The following is a 16,739-nucleotide window of genomic DNA, read 5'->3' as shown; positions in this document are numbered from 1 at the left end:
TAATAAGGCTCGGTAGCTCAGTCGGTAGAGCAGAGGACTGAAAATCCTCGTGTCGGCGGTTCGATTCCGTCCCGAGCCACCATTTATTTTAATAAAATACGCCGGCTTAGCTCAATTGGTAGAGCAACTGACTTGTAATCAGTAGGTTGGGGGTTCAAGTCCTCTAGCCGGCACCATGTAAGTTTCGGAGGGGTAGCGAAGTGGCTAAACGCGGCGGACTGTAAATCCGCTCCTTCGGGTTCGGCAGTTCGAATCTGCCCCCCTCCACCATTTACATAGGGGCATAGTTTAAAGGTAGAACTGAGGTCTCCAAAACCTCCAGTGTGGGTTCGATTCCTACTGCCCCTGCCAAATATATTTACACAACATGGCGGTTGTGGCGAAGTGGTTAACGCACCGGATTGTGGCTCCGGCATTCGTGGGTTCGATTCCCATCAGTCGCCCCATTTTTATTTTAAAAATTACAAATAATCTAATGGATACTTACATATAATTAAGTAAGAATTCGATGGGCTATAGCCAAGCGGTAAGGCAACGGACTTTGACTCCGTCATGCGCTGGTTCGAATCCAGCTAGCCCAGCCATTTTTGCGGAAGTAGTTCAGTGGTAGAATACAACCTTGCCAAGGTTGGGGTCGCGGGTTCGAATCCCGTCTTCCGCTCCAATAAAATTTAATATGGCGGCATAGCCAAGTGGTAAGGCAGAGGTCTGCAAAACCTTTATCACCGGTTCAAATCCGGTTGCCGCCTTTTCTTTTGTGCCGATGTGGCGGAATTGGCAGACGCGCACGACTCAAAATCGTGTTCCTTCGGGAGTGTCGGTTCGACCCCGACCATCGGTATCATGAACGGCGTAATAAAAGACTCTACACCAAATGTGTAGAGTCTTTTTATGTTTTCATCACACTATAAAATAAGCAAAAATGGTGTGTTGGTGAAATGGTTATAAATGATTAAGGTAAACTTATTCATTTAGTACATGCGATACAGTTGGGGAAAACTACAAAACAATAAAGGGATAAATTTTTATCCCTTTATATAATTTCATTATTTTATAGAGAATTTCTCCAACCTGGTGACATGAAGTTAAATCCGACGCCACCAGTAGATATTAGTACATGATCAGCTGTTAATTTCGTAATTTCTAAGAACTTCTTTTCAAACTCTTCTCTGTTGTATTTGTACATAGTTGAGTGGCATGACCACATGTGCGTTGAAGTACTCAACCAGTCTCCTAATTCCTTTAATTCAGGAAACGACTCAAATCGAATTGGTTCATCTAATTTCATGAATCTCACTTGATAGATAGTTGGGTTTAATTTTTCTCCTATTCCTTTAAAAGCATGTGATTTTTTGTCTTTTGAATGTGTCATAATTCACCCTCCATCTTTTCTTCAAATTTTTTCCTATTTTTATTATACAACAATAGAAAACAATTATGGGAATAATATGGAAATCGGTATTAGCAATATAAAAAGACACTAACAGAAATGTTAGAGTCTTTTTGTTAAATTATACTATGTGCTTCTAAAATTCGTAATAAACGTAGGAATTCATGTATAATATAACTTGTCGAAAGAACAAAATGATGGTGATTTATATTATGTCTGTAATATGAATCAAAAATGAACTTTTTATATTTCTTTTAAAAATGTGTTGAACACACATTATATTTCATATTAATATTTTTATGTAGATTTAAAACGGGAAAGAGAGTGGAAAGTATGGGCCGTAAATGGAACAATATTAAAGACAAAAAAGCATCAAAAGATGCAAATACAAGCCGTATATACGCGAAATTTGGGCGTGAAATTTATGTGGCAGCAAAACAAGGCGAGCCAGATCCAGAATCAAACCAAGCACTAAGAGTTGTATTAGAGCGTGCGAAAACATACAATGTTCCAAGAACAATTATTGATCGTGCAGTTGAAAAAGCAAAAGGCGGTTCAGAAGAAAATTATGACGAGCTTCGTTATGAAGGATTCGGACCAAATGGAGCTATGGTTATTGTAGATACACTTACAAATAACGTAAACCGTACTGCAGCAGATGTACGAGCTGCATTTAGCAAAAACAGTGGTAATATGGGTGTGAACGGTTCTGTAGCTTACATGTTTGATGCGACAGCTGTTATCGGCCTTGAAGGTAAAACATCAGATGAAGTTCTTGAAATTTTAATGGAAGCAGATGTAGATGCACGTGACATTCTAGAAGAAGAAGATTCTGTTATCGTGTATGCTGAACCAGATCAATTTCATGCAGTACAATCTGCACTTAAAGGTGCTGGCGTTGAGGAGTTTACAGTTGCAGAATTAACAATGCTTGCACAAAGTGATGTAACACTTCCTGAAGATGCTCAAGCACAATTTGAGAAAATGGTTGATGCATTAGAAGATTTAGAAGATGTTCAACAAGTTTATCACAACGTAGACTTAGGAGAGTAATACGATAGATGACCCTTTTCGCTTAGCGGATAGGGTCTTTTTTATGAAGTTAATTAAGGTGATGAAGTATTAAAGGTATTTTGTTGTAGGTAGGGAATATGATTATAGGGATATATAAAATATTCATTATCTCTAGGAGGCTTAATATGGAACATAAGACACCAAAGCATATCGTTGCTGTAGCAGGTTATTTAACAAATGAAAAAAATGAAGTGTTATTAGCAAAAGTGCACTGGCGAGCTGATACGTGGGAGTTGCCAGGAGGACAGGTAGAAGAAGGCGAAGCGCTCGATCAAGCTGTCTATAGGGAAATAAAAGAGGAAACAGGGTTAACGGTGGAGCCTATCGGAATTACAGGCGTTTATTATAATACTTCTATGCATATTCTAGCTGTTGTTTTTAAAGTAGCATATATAAGTGGTGAAATAAAAATTCAACCTGAAGAAATACAAGAGGCTAAATTTGTTGATTTAAATGAAGAGAACATAGATGAGTATATAACGCGTCCTCATATGAAATCCAGAACGCTTGATGCAATGAGAGCAACACATTATGAAACGTGGGAAGTACAGCCGTATAATTTAATAGGAAGATTGTAAAGAAAAGAGTAGCCGATTTGAGATACATTCGAATCACTACTCTTTTTTTGTATACTGTTTAAGAAAAAGGTCAAAATAATAATAGCACTAGTATTGATTTGAGGAACATTTGTTCTGTATAATAAATCTATATGTTATATACATTTAGATTACTAGATAGTCAAAAGTATATATATTTGTAGATGATATAATTAAAGTGTAAAGTGAAAATATAATAGTCTTAAGGGTTTCTCTATTATTGGTTATTCGTACTTTAACATAACCTATATTCAATATTTCAGATGAATAGTAGATAAAAAAATACTGTGATACAATACTTTTTTATCCCACTATTTGCTGGGCAGTAAGCCTGATTGATGAGGGCTCATTAAAGTTTCACTTTATACCTTACAATGATGTAAGGTACGTGTAAGAGAAATCGATGGGATATTTTTTTACAACAATGTATTCTTAAAGTAAGAGTTATATGCTGTGTGGAAAAGAGGTGTTCAAGATGAAAGAACGAGTATTATCTAGGGTGAACTATCATCAAAAAGTTGCATTAAATCCAATGACTAAACTTTTTTATAAAGCCATCATATTATTATTATTGTTAAGTTGTACGTTATTATTCATTGGAAATGTAATGATTGAGAAAAGTGATATTAGTAAATTACATGTACCGGCTAAGTTAGAGGTGCCAGAATCATTAACATATGCATTTATTGCGACAGAAGATAAAAGATTTTATCATCATAACGGTTTAGATTATATAGCAATTATTAGGGCATCTGTTGAGAATATAAAGGCTGGTGGTGTCGTGCAAGGAGGAAGTACAATTACACAGCAGCTATCTAAAAATGCCTTTTTAACGAATGAACGTACATTTTCTCGGAAGTGGAAAGAGATTTTTTATACGAAAAAAATTGAACGCACATTTACGAAGGATGAAATTTTAAAATTATATGTAAGTAATATTTATTATGGAGAAGGAGCATGGGGAATTGAAAAAGCAGCAAACCTTTACTTCGGTAAAAAGGTGAACCAATTAACGTTGGCTGAAAGTGCAATGATGGCTGCTGTAGTAAAAGCACCTGCTTATTACTCACCTGCACAAAATTATGATAAAGCAGTAGAGAGACGTAATGTCGTTTTGAGACTAATGGAGAAAGAAGGCTATATAAGCCATGATGAGTATGTTCAAGCAGTTAGTGAGAAATTGGTAATTCGTCATGATATAAAAATAGAGCAGTCGATGTTAAATAGCGCGCGTAAAAAAGCAGTAAGTTAAGAGAAGTTCCTACAGAGGAGCTTCTTTTTTTGAATAAATTGTGACAAATTGTGACACAATATCGTCACAATTATTGTGTTTTTGTAATTTATGTGAGCGTGTTCATTGCGTGACGTATATAAGTGTTGATATTATGTGTATTGTGTACAATGCTGTATACAGAATATGAATTTAAAGAGGAATGTATATGAAATCAAATAAACTCATGGCTCTTGGTATAGTTTTTTCTATCGCAGTATTAATTGTAATTGGAACAATTGCGTATAGCATCATAAATGACAAAAAAGATAAAGGGAATGAGATGTTTGCTTATTCTACGCAACAATCTTTAGGGAAAGATGATGCTCCAGTTAAGGTAGTTGAATTTGGAGACTTTAAATGTCCTGCTTGTCGTACTTGGGATGTAACAGTATTACCTCGATTAAAAGAAGAGTATATTGATAAAGGCAAAGTGCAGTTATACTTTATTAACTTCCCATTTATTGGAAAAGACTCAGATTTAGGTGCAGCAGCTGGTGAAGCAATTTATAAACAAGATAAAGATTCATTCTGGATCTTCTATGATGAGATCTATCAAAATCAAAAGAAAGATACAGAAGAATGGATTACAGAAGATTTGCTTCTTAGCATTGTGAAAGAGAAACTGCCGAAAGTTAATGTAGAGCAATTTAAGAAAGATTTACACAGTAAAGACATTAAAGAAAAAGTAAGTAAAGATTCAGATCGTGCTCAAAAATTAAAAGTTCAAGGTGCTCCTTCTGTATATGTAAACGGAAATCTTGCAAATCCTGATTTTGATAGTATGAAGAAGGCAATTGATAAAGAATTGAAAAAGTGATGAGGTCTCTCATCACTTTTTCGACTTTTTTCGATAAAATTCTTGCCTCTACTTTTTTTACATGCTATACTACTTTACATAAGTTATTCTAATATCTTATATGTAATTCATATTTGCGGGTGTAGTTTAGTGGTAAAACAAGAGCCTTCCAAGCTCTGGTCGAGAGTTCGATTCTCTTCACCCGCTCCAAATTTTATTAAATGTTTTTCTATAAATTGTGATCAACGCAGTGTTTCGTTTCCGAGATAAACGAGGCATTGCGTTTTTTAATGTTTGAAAAATATAATTACATGCGAAAATAGAAGTAAATAATAGTATTCCAAACGTGAATTACTAACCAATAGAGTGGTTACATAAGGGGTGGATTCATCTGAGGAGGCGATTAAGAGTGGATTTTGAACAATTAAAGCAAGATGTAATTGCGTATAGTAAAACAATTGGCATAGATAAAATAGGCTTTGCGAGCGCTTCTCCTTTTGAGGAATTAAAGCAGCGCTTAATCCAGCAACAACAATTAAATTATCAATCTGGATTTGAAGAGCCTGATATAGAGAAGAGAACGAATCCGCAACTGTTATTACCGGGTGCTAAATCAATTATTGCGATTGCTTTAGCATATCCTTCAAAATTAAAAAATGCACCATTAAGTAAGCGTGGAGAACGCCGTGGGATTTTTTGTCGTGCTTCTTGGGGACAAGATTATCATCTTGTTTTACGAGATCGTTTGCAAAAATTAGAGGCATATTTAATTGAAAAACTTCCCGATATAGAAGTGAAGTCCATGGTTGATACAGGTGAATTAAGTGATCGAGCTGTATCAGAGCGTGCTGGTATTGGATGGAGCGGTAAAAACTGCTCTATTATTACACCTGAATTTGGTTCGTACGTATACTTAGGGGAAATGATTACAAATGTTCCATTCCCGCCAGATAAGCCGATAGAAGATCAATGCGGGGGCTGTACGAAATGTATCGATATTTGTCCTACCGGTGCTTTAATACAGGGGGGACAGTTAGATTCGAAGAAGTGCATTGCGTTTTTAACACAAACGAAAGGATTCCTACCTGAAGAATATCGCGATAAAATAGGAAATCGCATATATGGATGTGATACGTGTCAGACTGTTTGTCCGAAAAACAAAGGAATGGATTTTCATAATCATCCTGAGATGGAGCCGGATCCTGAGCTAGTTAAACCATTATTAACGCCACTTTTAACAATTAGTAATCGTGATTTTAAAGAGAAATATGGGATTATGTCAGGGTCATGGAGAGGGAAAAAGCCACTGCAAAGAAATGCGATTTTAGCATTAGCACATTTTAAAGAAGCATCGGCAATTCCTGATTTAATTGGTGTTATGAAAGATGACCCAAGACCGGTACTACGCGGAACGGCAGCATGGGCACTTGGGAAAATTGGCGGAGATGGAGTAGGCGAAGCGATTGAGAAAGCGATGGAACGTGAGAAAGATGAAGAAGTGCTTCATGAAATGAATCGCGGGCTTGAATTGTTAGCACAGAAAAAAGAGTAGATAATATTTCCCTTTTTCATATTGTAATATGGGAGGGAGACGGAATGGTTGTAAAAACGAAGATTGAAAACCAAGTACAACAATTTTTAGCATATATAACGGAGAAAAGAACGAATGTGGATGGTATTGCTGAGGATTTATTACAAATGGCACTGAGAAAGAAACAATTGTTTCAAAGGCGTAGTGCACATATAGTGAAAGCAACTGCGGATGTTTCTTTCATTAGACAATTAAATAGTAATGACCATCAAGAAATTGATTATCAAATACATTTTAAATATTTAATTAAGCATAAAGAATTATTTTATATTGAAGAGGAACAATTAAAACGAAGAGTTTGTTTAAATAATAGTCGAATTATAGGCGATTCTGCTATTGAAGTGTCAGAAGAAATTAGAATGGGTGAGACATTAGAAAGGGATATTACGAAAGAGAAGTACGGTTCTTATCAGTATAATCGTTTAGAGGCAGTGAAATATGCAGAGCGTTGGTGGGATGACCGGAATCCTATGTATCGTAATTTCCCTGATAATTGTACGAATTTCATTTCTCAATGTCTTCATACTGGAGAAGTACCTATGAACGGGTATCCTAATATTCGTAAAGGATGGTGGCAAAGGGAGAATCAGTGGAGTTGGAGCTGGGCTGTTGCACATTCTTTTTATTGGTATTTGTCAGGTGCTACAACAGGACTTCGAGCAGAGGCGGTAGAGAGGCCAGAAGAACTTATTCTTGGAGATGTCATTGCTTATGATTTCGAGGATGACGGAAGATGGAATCATACGACGATTGTGGTAGCAAAAGATGCAGATGGTATGCCGCTTGTAAATGCACATTCAGCGAATAGCCGTCGACGTTATTGGAACTATGAAGACTCTAGTAAATATACACCACAAATGAAATATAAATTCTTTCATATTATTAATGGGTAGAGATTTTTCGCTCAAGTGGTATAATACGTAGTAGACAAAAAACAGAGGTGAATATCGCGTGGGAGTACATGTTGTTTTATATCAGCCAGAAATTCCAGCAAATACAGGGAATATTGCTCGTACTTGTGCAGCAACTGGAACAGAATTACATTTGATTAGACCGCTTGGATTTTCAACGGATGATAAAATGTTAAAGCGTGCAGGATTAGATTATTGGCAGCACGTAAAAATTACGTATTATGATTCAATTGAAGAATTTTATGAAAAAAATAAAGACGGTGAATTCTTCTATTTAACAAAGTATGGCGAGAAAGCTCATACAGCGTTTGACTATAGCAAGCGTGAGAAGGATTACTATTTTGTATTTGGAAGAGAAACAAACGGCTTACCAGCTAATGTAATCGAAGAAAACTTTGATCATTGTTTACGTATTCCAATGACAGATAAAGTACGTTCATTAAATTTATCTAATACAGCAGCAATTTTAATTTATGAAGCGTTCCGTCAACAAAATTACCCTGGATTAGATTTAGAAATCGTTTATTAAAAGTCGCCATATGGCGACTTTTTTTTATAAAATAAAAATAATATATAATCATACATTTAAAAGAGAGGACATAATCATATAGAATGGGATATATGATTAAAAATAGATAAGACGGGTTGAGATAAATATGAAGGAAGAATATAGTAATCAAAATACCTTTTTAAGTATGATAGATATGGATTTAATTAGACAAGGATTATTACATGCTATTCAAGATTTAGTATTCATATTGAAAGTTATTGATAATGAAACGTTTCAATATATGTATGTGAATAAAATAGGAATGGATTATGCTAGGTTAAGCGAAGAGTGCTATGGAAAAACTTTTGCAGAAGTATTACCAAAAGATATAGCGGGGATATTGCAAAGGCAATATGCAAAAGTAGTGAGAGAAGCGAAAGCACACACCTTTTGTGATGTAGTCAATTTACCAAAAGGTGAGATACATTATGAATCTTCACTTAATCCTGTCTGCGACGAAGAAGGAATATGTCAATTTGTTATTTGTATTACAAGAGATATTACAGCTCAAATTGAGGAGAAGACAAAGATAGAGGAAAAACAAATGTTATTTAAGTCGTTACTGGAATATAATAATGACTCAATTATATCTATAGATTCTATAGGGAGAGTTACATATGCAAATCCGGCAACGTATGAAATATTTGGATACCGGTATGAGGAATTAAATAATAAATTTATTTTTGAATTCATTAATAAAGAATATGAAAAAGATTTTCAAATTATATTTAAGGGATCGATGCAAGGAAAAGCAAAACAAATTGTTTCAAAGAAATATGTTCATAAAGAAGGGTACGAGCTATATATTTCTTTGAGAACTATCCCGATTATTGTGAACGGTGAAATTGTTGGGATTTATATTGTTACGAGAGATGTTACAAGGCAAGTATTAAACGAAATGCGAACAGAATATTTAGCTTACTATGACCAGTTAACGGGATTAATGAATAGAATTTCATGTACAAATAAGTTAAATACTTTTTTAAATGAGAGTGTAAATTTTGCACTTGTATTTATAGATTTAGATGAGTTTCATCGTATTAATGATACATTTGGTCATAAAGAGGGAGATAAAGTATTACAAAAAGTTACAGAATGTTTAAGCAATCTAAAAATAGAAGATATGCACTTATTTAGAGAACACGATGATCAATTTGTTATGTTGATAGAAAATATAACGAAAGAATATGTAGAGGAAGTTGCAAAAAGCATACTGAAAAATATTAGTGAATATTTTGTAATCGAAGAAGAAGATGTATATTTAAGTGCATCAATTGGAATTGTAATGGCTCCAGCAGATGGAGAAGATGAAAAAATACTATTTCAGAGGGTCGATGCTGCTTTAGAAAAAGCAAAAGAAAAAGGAAAAGGACATTATCATTTTTATTGTAGTGGATTAGACTGTGAGCGTGAACAAAGGTTTATAATAGAAAACCAGTTACATCGTGCTATAGAAAAAAATGAATTTTTCTTATATTATCAGCCACAAATTAATATTGAAACGAAAAAAATAGCTAGTATGGAAGCTTTAATAAGGTGGGAGAATAAGGAATTAGGATTTGTTTCTCCAAACCAATTTATTCCGTTGGCAGAAAGAACAGGGTTTATTATTAAGCTCGATGAATGGGTAGTAAATCAAGTGTGTCAGCAACTGCGCGAATGGTTAAATAAAGGATATGAAGTGGTCCCAATTGCGGTTAATATTTCAGCTAGACACTTTCGTTCTATTACATTAATAGAGATGATTACACGGGCTTTAAATAAGTACAATGTATCAGCTCATTTATTAGCGATAGAGGTTACAGAAGGAGCTCTTATACATAAAGATATATCAAAGAGAGTGTTACTACAATTAAAAGAACAAAATTTAAAGATTCATTTAGATGATTTTGGAACAGGCTATTCATCTTTAAGTTATTTAAAAACATATCCAATTGATACTTTAAAAATTGATCGTTCTTTTATGGAAGGTATACATATAGATGAACGTGATACGAATGTTACAGCTGCAATTATTCATTTAGCTCATACTTTAGAATTGAATATAATTGCAGAAGGAGTAGAAAAAAAGGAGCAAATACAGTTTTTGAAAGAAAAGAATGTGAAGCTTGTACAAGGTTATTATTATAGCCGACCACTATCCAAATATGATATGGAAAATATGTATTATAAATAAAAAAATGATGTGCTAAAAGCACATCATTTTTTATGTGTACCTGGTTTGTCATTGTAACCGGATGTAAAAATAGCTGTAAGAAATGTGAGTGATACACCTAAAATTAATAATAATTTCATACTAATATCCTCCTTACTTTTTTCGGTTCATGAGTTTTATTTATTATCCAAAATGTATGTAAGGTTCTTAGAAGAAAAGAATTTATTTATAATGAATAGCAGTGTAAAAATGTTAATACCTATATTATACAGAATTTTCTTTGAATTTTGGAGAGAATTTTAGCGTGCTATTATATATTTCGTTTTGATTTAAAGAATGTTTAAGGACATCCTAGCATACCTTTTATAATAATCCGATTGAACAAGGAGATGGGGGAGGAGCTATAATGGATATTCTAAAAAAGATTGAACAGCATCGAGCAGCAGAAGAACGTTTACAATGGGAAGGTACGTTTGCGGAGTATTTGGAGCTTGTGAAAGAAAGACCATGGGTGGCTCAAACAGCACACTCTCGCATTTACAATATGATAAAAGACGCTGGAATTGAAGAAGTTGATGGTAGAAGAAAGTATAATTTCTTTAGTAATCAGCTCTTTGGATTAGAGGATGCTCTAGAACGTCTTGTAGAGGAATATTTTCATCCATCTGCAAAACGATTAGATGTTAGAAAAAGAATTTTATTATTAATGGGTCCTGTTAGTGGAGGGAAATCAACGTTAGTTACAATGTTGAAACGAGGATTAGAAACATATTCAAGAACAGATCGCGGAGCAATTTTTGCAATTAAAGGATGCCCAATGCACGAGGATCCACTGCATTTAATTCCACATCATTTACGAGATGATTTCTTTAATGAGTATGGGGTTAGAATTGAAGGGAATTTATCACCACTAAATGTCATGCGTTTAGAGCAAGAATACGGATCAAGAATTGAGGATGTAGTTGTAGAGCGTATTTTCTTCTCTGAAGATCGCCGTACAGGGATTGGTACATTTAGTCCGTCTGATCCAAAATCACAGGATATTGCAGATTTAACAGGTAGTCTGGACTTTTCTACGATTGCAGAATATGGTTCAGAATCAGATCCACGTGCGTATCGATTTGATGGAGAATTAAATAAGGCAAACCGAGGAATGATGGAGTTCCAAGAGATGTTAAAATGCGATGAGAAGTTTTTATGGCACTTATTATCGCTTACGCAAGAAGGGAATTTCAAAGCGGGAAGATTTGCGCTTATTTCAGCAGATGAATTAATTGTAGCGCATACGAATGAAACAGAGTATCGCTCATTTATAGCAAATAAGAAAAATGAAGCATTGCACTCAAGAATTATTGTAATGCCAGTTCCTTATAATTTACGAGTAAGTGAAGAAGAACATATTTATGAAAAAATGATTCGTGAAAGTGATGTATCGAATGTTCACATTGCACCACACACACTTCGCGTTGCAGCAATGTTCACTATTTTAACTCGTTTAAAAGATCCGAAGCGTCCGGATATTGATTTAATTAAAAAGATGCGTTTGTATGATGGAGAAACGGTAGAAGGTTATAATGCGATTGATGTAGAAGAATTACAACGCGAATATCAAGATGAAGGTATGAAGGGTATTGATCCTCGTTATGTCATTAACCGAATTTCGTCTACAATCATTCGAAAAGAGGTACCATCTATTAACGCGTTAGATGTACTTAGATCTTTAAAAGATGGGCTAGATCAGCATCCATCCATTAGTAATGAAGACCGTGAACGTTACATGAACTTCATCTCATTAGCGAGAAAAGAATACGATGAAATCGCGAAGAAAGAAGTACAAAAAGCGTTTGTTTATTCATATGAAGAATCAGCTAAGACGCTTATGGATAATTACTTAGATAACGTTGAGGCGTACTGCAATAAATCGAAATTACGTGATCCGTTAACAGGAGAAGAAATGAGTCCAGATGAAAAATTAATGCGCTCAATTGAAGAGCAAATTGGAATTTCAGAAAATGCTAAGAAAGCGTTCCGTGAAGAGATTTTAATTCGCATTTCTGCTTATGCCCGTAAAGGAAAACGTTTTGATTATAATTCACATGAACGTCTTCGTGAAGCGATTCAGAAAAAACTATTTGCTGATTTAAAAGATATAGTGAAAATTACAACATCAACGAAAACGCCGGACGAAAATCAGCTTAAGAAAATCAATGATGTTGTTGCGCGTTTAATTGATGAGCATGGCTATAATTCTTCTTCAGCAAATGAATTACTACGCTATGTAGGTAGCTTGTTAAACAGATAGTTTGATAACAAAACGCTGTCTCTTGTATTTTGCGGGACAGCGTTTTATTATCCGTTCATATGTGTATAAAGTGTCATACCTTGTCCAAATGTAATAAATTAAGATGCAATTTTATGAATTTATTGTCAATTATTTTTACAATATGCATATGATAGAGTAACCAACCATTCATACGAAAAAAGCCAACACAATACAATATGTTGCAAAGTAAAAATGTGTGCAACAATGCATTGTGTTTCTTTCTTATCAGTGGCTGAATATTTCTTTCTATTTATGTGAGTGGCAAAATTTTGTTTAGGATGCTCGGGGTATTGTATGAAAAACGTTATAAATGTTTATGGGATGATTTTCTGTGGGCAGTTACCTTTCAAATATTCTAGCTTGCATATTACAGAACAAAATTTATAGATTGCTGTTCATACAGGAAGACAATTACAGTAAGGAGGGAAAGGAATGGGCGAAGAAAATCAACCAAATTATACGATTTCACAGGAAAACTGGTCCCTCCATCGCAAAGGATATGACGACCAACAGCGCCATCAAGAAAAAGTACAAGAGGCAATTAAGAATAATTTACCCGATCTTGTAACAGAAGAAAGTATAGTTATGTCTAATGGCAAGGATGTTGTAAAAATACCAATTCGTTCTCTAGATGAATATAAGATTAGATACAATTATGATAAAAATAAACATGTTGGGCAAGGAAACGGTGACAGCAAAGTTGGTGATGTCGTTGCGAGAGATGGATCAGGTGGTCAAAAACAAAAAGGGCCAGGAAAAGGGCAAGGAGCAGGAGATGCAGCTGGGGAAGATTACTATGAAGCTGAAGTCTCTATTTTAGAATTAGAGCAAGCGTTTTTCAGAGAGTTAGAACTGCCTAATTTAAAGAGAAAAGAAATGGATGAAAACCGGATTGAACATGTTGAATTTAATGACATTAGAAAAACAGGATTATGGGGAAATATCGATAAGAAACGAACAATGATATCCGCATATAAACGAAATGCGATGGGTGGTAAAGCATCTTTTCATCCAATTCATCAAGAAGACTTAAAGTTCCGCACTTGGAATGAAGTGTTAAAGCCAGATTCAAAAGCTGTTGTATTAGCGATGATGGATACGAGTGGATCGATGGGAATATGGGAGAAATATATGGCACGTAGCTTCTTTTTCTGGATGACAAGATTTTTACGCACAAAGTATGAAACAGTTGATATTGAATTTATTGCTCATCATACAGAAGCGAAAGTCGTTACAGAAGAAGAATTTTTCTCAAAAGGAGAAAGTGGCGGAACAATATGTTCCTCCGTATATAAAAAAGCATTAGAACTTATCGATAATAAATATTCACCAGACCGCTATAATATTTATCCATTCCATTTTTCAGATGGTGATAATTTAACATCAGATAATGCTAGATGTGTAAAGCTTGTTGAAGAGCTAATGAAGAAGTGTAATATGTTTGGGTATGGGGAAGTGAACCAGTATAACCGCCATAGTACACTCATGTCAGCCTATAAAAATATTAAAGATGATAATTTCAGATATTATATTTTAAAGCAAAAAGCAGACGTATTTCATGCGATGAAAAGCTTTTTTAGAGAAGAATCAGGTGAGAAAATGGCATAACCTCTTTTAAAGAGGTTCTTTTTTTGTAAACTTTTTATTTTTCTAGTTGACAATGATAATGAAAATCATTATCATTTATTCGAGAAATGATTACATTTCGAATTATATATTTCGGAGGAGATGTAAAGTTGAAACAAAATAAAAGAAAACGTATAAATGCAATGATTATAGCGGCGGCGTTATCACTTCCGTTTGCTGTTTATTCAACACCTGCTTTAGCGGCAGTAGCAATTGAGGCGAATAAAACTGGACAAGGTTTAGAAGATGGTACATATGACGCTGTTATTAAAGCGTATAAAGATAAAACGAATGAAGAGTCTATGGCAGCTGTTTATATAAAGGATCCGAAACTAACAATTGAGAATGGAAAGAAAATTGTAACAGCAAGGTTAAGTGATAGTGATTTCTTCAAATACTTGAAAACAGAAGATGTTCATACTCCTGGTGTGTTTCATGATGTAAAAGTAATATCAGAAGATAAAAAGAAAAACGGAACGAAAGTGATTCAGTTTGAAGTAGGAGAATTAGGAAAAAGATATAATATGCAAATGCATATTTATATTCCGACAATGGCCTATGATAATAAATATCAAGTGCAGTTTGAAGTAAATGCTTTAAATTTAGAAAATAATGTTCCAGAAAAGCAAAAGGAAAATAAAGAGGATCAACAGGATGAAGACGGAAATGTAATATTAGATAAGCAATTACAAAGGCATATTAATAAGTATAATTTAAATAGAGAGAATCTAAATACGCCAATAACTAAGGAAGATTTATTAAAAGTTAAATCTTTAATAGTCGTTGAAGCGAAAAGTAAAGGAATACAAGACGTAAGTGGTTTAGAATATATGACGAACTTAGAAAGCTTAACATTGGAAGAAGTTAAGTTAGAAAATATACAATTTATCTCAAGTTTGAGACAATTGAAATCATTAAGTATAACTTATGGTGAACTTAAAGATATTGGACCTTTGGCTGAGTTAGAACATATCGAAAGTTTAAGCTTGAGAAACAATAAAATCTCGGATTTAAGCCCATTGAGTCAAATGAAGAAGATCAAAATTCTAGATTTAAATAGTAATTATATAAAAGATATTAAACCATTATTTACAGTGAAATCTTTAAGGACTTTGATTGTGGCAAATAATCAAATTAGTAATGCAGGTCTTGAAGGAGTTCACCAATTAAAGAATTTAAAGACATTTGAAATAAGCAATAATGGATTGAGTAATGTTGAACATATTAATGGAATGAATAAATTAATTGAATTAGGGCTTTCCAAAAATGAATTAGTAGATCTTACGCCATTATCAAAATTGTCAGGGTTACAGAAATTAAATCTAGAAGAAAACTATATTTCAGATATAACGCCACTTAGTCAATTAACAGGTTTATATGATTTAAAACTAGGTTCAAATGAAATTCGTGATGTTAGATCAGTTCAAGAACTAGGAAAAAGAATGTATATCGATATTCAAAGACAAAAAATTTTTTTAGATGATGTAGAAAAAGATAAGGAAGTTAAAATACCTATTTATAATTTACAAGGAGAGACACTTGATACTATTCAATTGAAGAGTGAAGATGGGATCGTTAATAATGGTTCTGTTAAATGGGGGACTACCGGTGAAAAAACATATGAATTTATGTTGGATATAAATCCAGAAGAGAATCGTATTAAGTTTAATGGAACAGTAATTCAAAATGTTGTTGAAAGATTAGACGAAATCAAGGAAACAATAAAAGAGAATAATGAACAAAAGGAAAATGTAATTCTCGATAAAACTTTACAACAACATATTAATAAAGAGAATTTAGGTAGAGAGAATGTAAACGCTCCTATCACAAAAGAAGATTTATTACAGATTAAAAAACTAGAGATACTTAAAGAAAAAGGAAATGAGATAAAAAATATAACAGGTTTAGAGTACATGACGAACTTAGAAAACCTCACTTTAGAAGGAGTAGGCCTGAAAAATATTGAGTTCATCTCAAACTTGAAACAATTGAATAATGTGAATGTATCTCATAATCAAATTGAAGATATAACACCACTATCTTCATTGGAAAATTTACAGTGGTTAAATCTTGCGGACAATCATATTAAAGATGTAACGGTTATTGGTTCCATGCTAAACTTACTTAGTTTAAAATTAGCTGAAAATGAGATTCGTGATGTAAGGCCATTAATACAATTAGGTCAGTGGATAACAATTGATGTTAGAAGACAAAAGGTCATTTTGGATGATGCAGAAATAAATAAAGAAGTGAAAATTTCTGTATATGATTTAGAGGGAGAGCCAATTGAAAAGATTACACTAAAGAGTGAAGGTGGAACGCTTACTGATGAGGGAATCATTTGGCGTACTTTAGGAGAAAAAATATATGAATTTGATTTAGATGCAGATCATTATGAGACTGGCATATTATATAGTGGCATTGTAATGCAGAATATAGTAGAAAAATTAATAC

Annotated in this window: 12 protein-coding genes and 10 tRNA genes; 21 read left to right on the top strand and 1 reads right to left on the bottom strand. The window is 33.8% G+C overall.

The genetic code is table 11. From position 1 onward, the window contains the following. Window positions 1-6 precede the first annotated feature (6 nt). From ACZDYH_RS29740 to ACZDYH_RS29700, 9 genes are all read left to right on the top strand, one after another. Window positions 7-82 (top strand) — tRNA-Phe (locus tag ACZDYH_RS29740). An 18-nt stretch (window positions 83-100) separates the two neighbouring features. After that, a tRNA-Thr gene (locus ACZDYH_RS29735) sits at window positions 101-176 on the top strand. Between the two features lie 10 nt (window positions 177-186). Further along, a tRNA-Tyr gene (locus ACZDYH_RS29730) sits at window positions 187-270 on the top strand. 7 nt (window positions 271-277) lie between these two features. Next, a tRNA-Trp gene (locus ACZDYH_RS29725) sits at window positions 278-351 on the top strand. 19 nt (window positions 352-370) lie between these two features. After that, window positions 371-446 (top strand) — tRNA-His (locus ACZDYH_RS29720). A 63-nt stretch (window positions 447-509) separates the two neighbouring features. After that, window positions 510-584, top strand: a tRNA-Gln gene (locus tag ACZDYH_RS29715). 5 nt (window positions 585-589) lie between these two features. Beyond that, window positions 590-664 (top strand) — tRNA-Gly (locus tag ACZDYH_RS29710). Window positions 665-678: 14 nt separating this feature from the next. After that, window positions 679-749: transfer RNA gene (locus ACZDYH_RS29705), tRNA-Cys, on the top strand. Window positions 750-759: 10 nt separating this feature from the next. Next, window positions 760-841: transfer RNA gene (locus ACZDYH_RS29700), tRNA-Leu, on the top strand. A 210-nt stretch (window positions 842-1,051) separates the two neighbouring features. Here the strand turns inward: ACZDYH_RS29700 and ACZDYH_RS29695 are convergent. Then, window positions 1,052-1,372, bottom strand: a complete 321-nt coding sequence (locus tag ACZDYH_RS29695) for a DUF3884 family protein (RefSeq protein ID WP_000149743.1) — start codon at window positions 1,370-1,372, stop codon at window positions 1,052-1,054. Window positions 1,373-1,723: 351 nt separating this feature from the next. Between ACZDYH_RS29695 and ACZDYH_RS29690 the strand changes: the two genes are divergently transcribed. The 12 genes from ACZDYH_RS29690 to ACZDYH_RS29635 all read left to right on the top strand — a co-directional run. After that, complete coding sequence (locus ACZDYH_RS29690) at window positions 1,724-2,443, top strand: YebC/PmpR family DNA-binding transcriptional regulator (RefSeq protein ID WP_000532952.1); 720 nt, start codon at window positions 1,724-1,726, stop codon at window positions 2,441-2,443. Window positions 2,444-2,589: 146 nt separating this feature from the next. Beyond that, window positions 2,590-3,042: an NUDIX hydrolase gene (locus ACZDYH_RS29685; RefSeq protein WP_474887952.1), complete on the top strand. Its 453-nt coding sequence runs from the start codon at window positions 2,590-2,592 to the stop codon at window positions 3,040-3,042. Window positions 3,043-3,535: 493 nt separating this feature from the next. Next, a complete protein-coding gene (locus ACZDYH_RS29680; protein ID WP_006915721.1) occupies window positions 3,536-4,312 on the top strand; it encodes a transglycosylase domain-containing protein in 777 nt (258 codons plus the stop codon). 187 nt (window positions 4,313-4,499) lie between these two features. Further along, window positions 4,500-5,150, top strand: coding sequence for a DsbA family protein (locus tag ACZDYH_RS29675; protein ID WP_000841309.1), 651 nt, complete (start codon window positions 4,500-4,502; stop codon window positions 5,148-5,150). Between the two features lie 115 nt (window positions 5,151-5,265). After that, window positions 5,266-5,339, top strand: a tRNA-Gly gene (locus ACZDYH_RS29670). A gap of 199 nt (window positions 5,340-5,538) precedes the next feature. After that, entirely contained in the window at window positions 5,539-6,681 is a 1,143-nt protein-coding gene (queG, locus tag ACZDYH_RS29665; RefSeq protein WP_000345215.1) for a tRNA epoxyqueuosine(34) reductase QueG, read from the top strand. 44 nt (window positions 6,682-6,725) lie between these two features. Further along, window positions 6,726-7,613, top strand: coding sequence for an amidase domain-containing protein (locus ACZDYH_RS29660; protein WP_000260591.1), 888 nt, complete (start codon window positions 6,726-6,728; stop codon window positions 7,611-7,613). A gap of 58 nt (window positions 7,614-7,671) precedes the next feature. Then, window positions 7,672-8,160 carry a tRNA (uridine(34)/cytosine(34)/5-carboxymethylaminomethyluridine(34)-2'-O)-methyltransferase TrmL gene (trmL, locus tag ACZDYH_RS29655; RefSeq protein ID WP_000538147.1) on the top strand — a complete coding sequence of 163 codons (489 nt, stop codon included), beginning with the start codon at window positions 7,672-7,674 and terminating at the stop codon, window positions 8,158-8,160. Between the two features lie 127 nt (window positions 8,161-8,287). Then, on the top strand, window positions 8,288-10,357 hold the full coding sequence (locus tag ACZDYH_RS29650; RefSeq protein ID WP_088859374.1) for a sensor domain-containing protein: 2,070 nt from the start codon (window positions 8,288-8,290) through the stop codon (window positions 10,355-10,357). A gap of 385 nt (window positions 10,358-10,742) precedes the next feature. Further along, window positions 10,743-12,638 carry a PrkA family serine protein kinase gene (locus ACZDYH_RS29645; protein WP_006925087.1) on the top strand — a complete coding sequence of 632 codons (1,896 nt, stop codon included), beginning with the start codon at window positions 10,743-10,745 and terminating at the stop codon, window positions 12,636-12,638. Between the two features lie 453 nt (window positions 12,639-13,091). Beyond that, on the top strand, window positions 13,092-14,267 hold the full coding sequence (yhbH, locus tag ACZDYH_RS29640) for a sporulation protein YhbH (protein ID WP_006925084.1): 1,176 nt from the start codon (window positions 13,092-13,094) through the stop codon (window positions 14,265-14,267). Between the two features lie 128 nt (window positions 14,268-14,395). Continuing rightward, the coding region (locus tag ACZDYH_RS29635) for an NEAT domain-containing protein (RefSeq protein ID WP_474887947.1) at window positions 14,396-16,739 on the top strand (2,344 nt) is incomplete at its 3' end.

This window comes from Bacillus sp. EB V-12 (genome assembly GCF_056158125.1).
Note: the sequence above shows the minus strand (reverse complement) of the source record. Positions and strands in the feature narration are given on the sequence as shown.

Coding starts and splice junctions, on each gene's coding strand:
- ACZDYH_RS29695 (WP_000149743.1), bottom strand. CDS start 1,372: ATGACACATTCAAAAGACAAAAAATCACATGCTTTTAAAGGAATAGGA.
- ACZDYH_RS29690 (WP_000532952.1), top strand. CDS start 1,724: ATGGGCCGTAAATGGAACAATATTAAAGACAAAAAAGCATCAAAAGAT.
- ACZDYH_RS29685 (WP_474887952.1), top strand. CDS start 2,590: ATGGAACATAAGACACCAAAGCATATCGTTGCTGTAGCAGGTTATTTA.
- ACZDYH_RS29680 (WP_006915721.1), top strand. CDS start 3,536: ATGAAAGAACGAGTATTATCTAGGGTGAACTATCATCAAAAAGTTGCA.
- ACZDYH_RS29675 (WP_000841309.1), top strand. CDS start 4,500: ATGAAATCAAATAAACTCATGGCTCTTGGTATAGTTTTTTCTATCGCA.
- ACZDYH_RS29660 (WP_000260591.1), top strand. CDS start 6,726: ATGGTTGTAAAAACGAAGATTGAAAACCAAGTACAACAATTTTTAGCA.
- ACZDYH_RS29650 (WP_088859374.1), top strand. CDS start 8,288: ATGAAGGAAGAATATAGTAATCAAAATACCTTTTTAAGTATGATAGAT.
- ACZDYH_RS29645 (WP_006925087.1), top strand. CDS start 10,743: ATGGATATTCTAAAAAAGATTGAACAGCATCGAGCAGCAGAAGAACGT.
- yhbH (WP_006925084.1), top strand. CDS start 13,092: ATGGGCGAAGAAAATCAACCAAATTATACGATTTCACAGGAAAACTGG.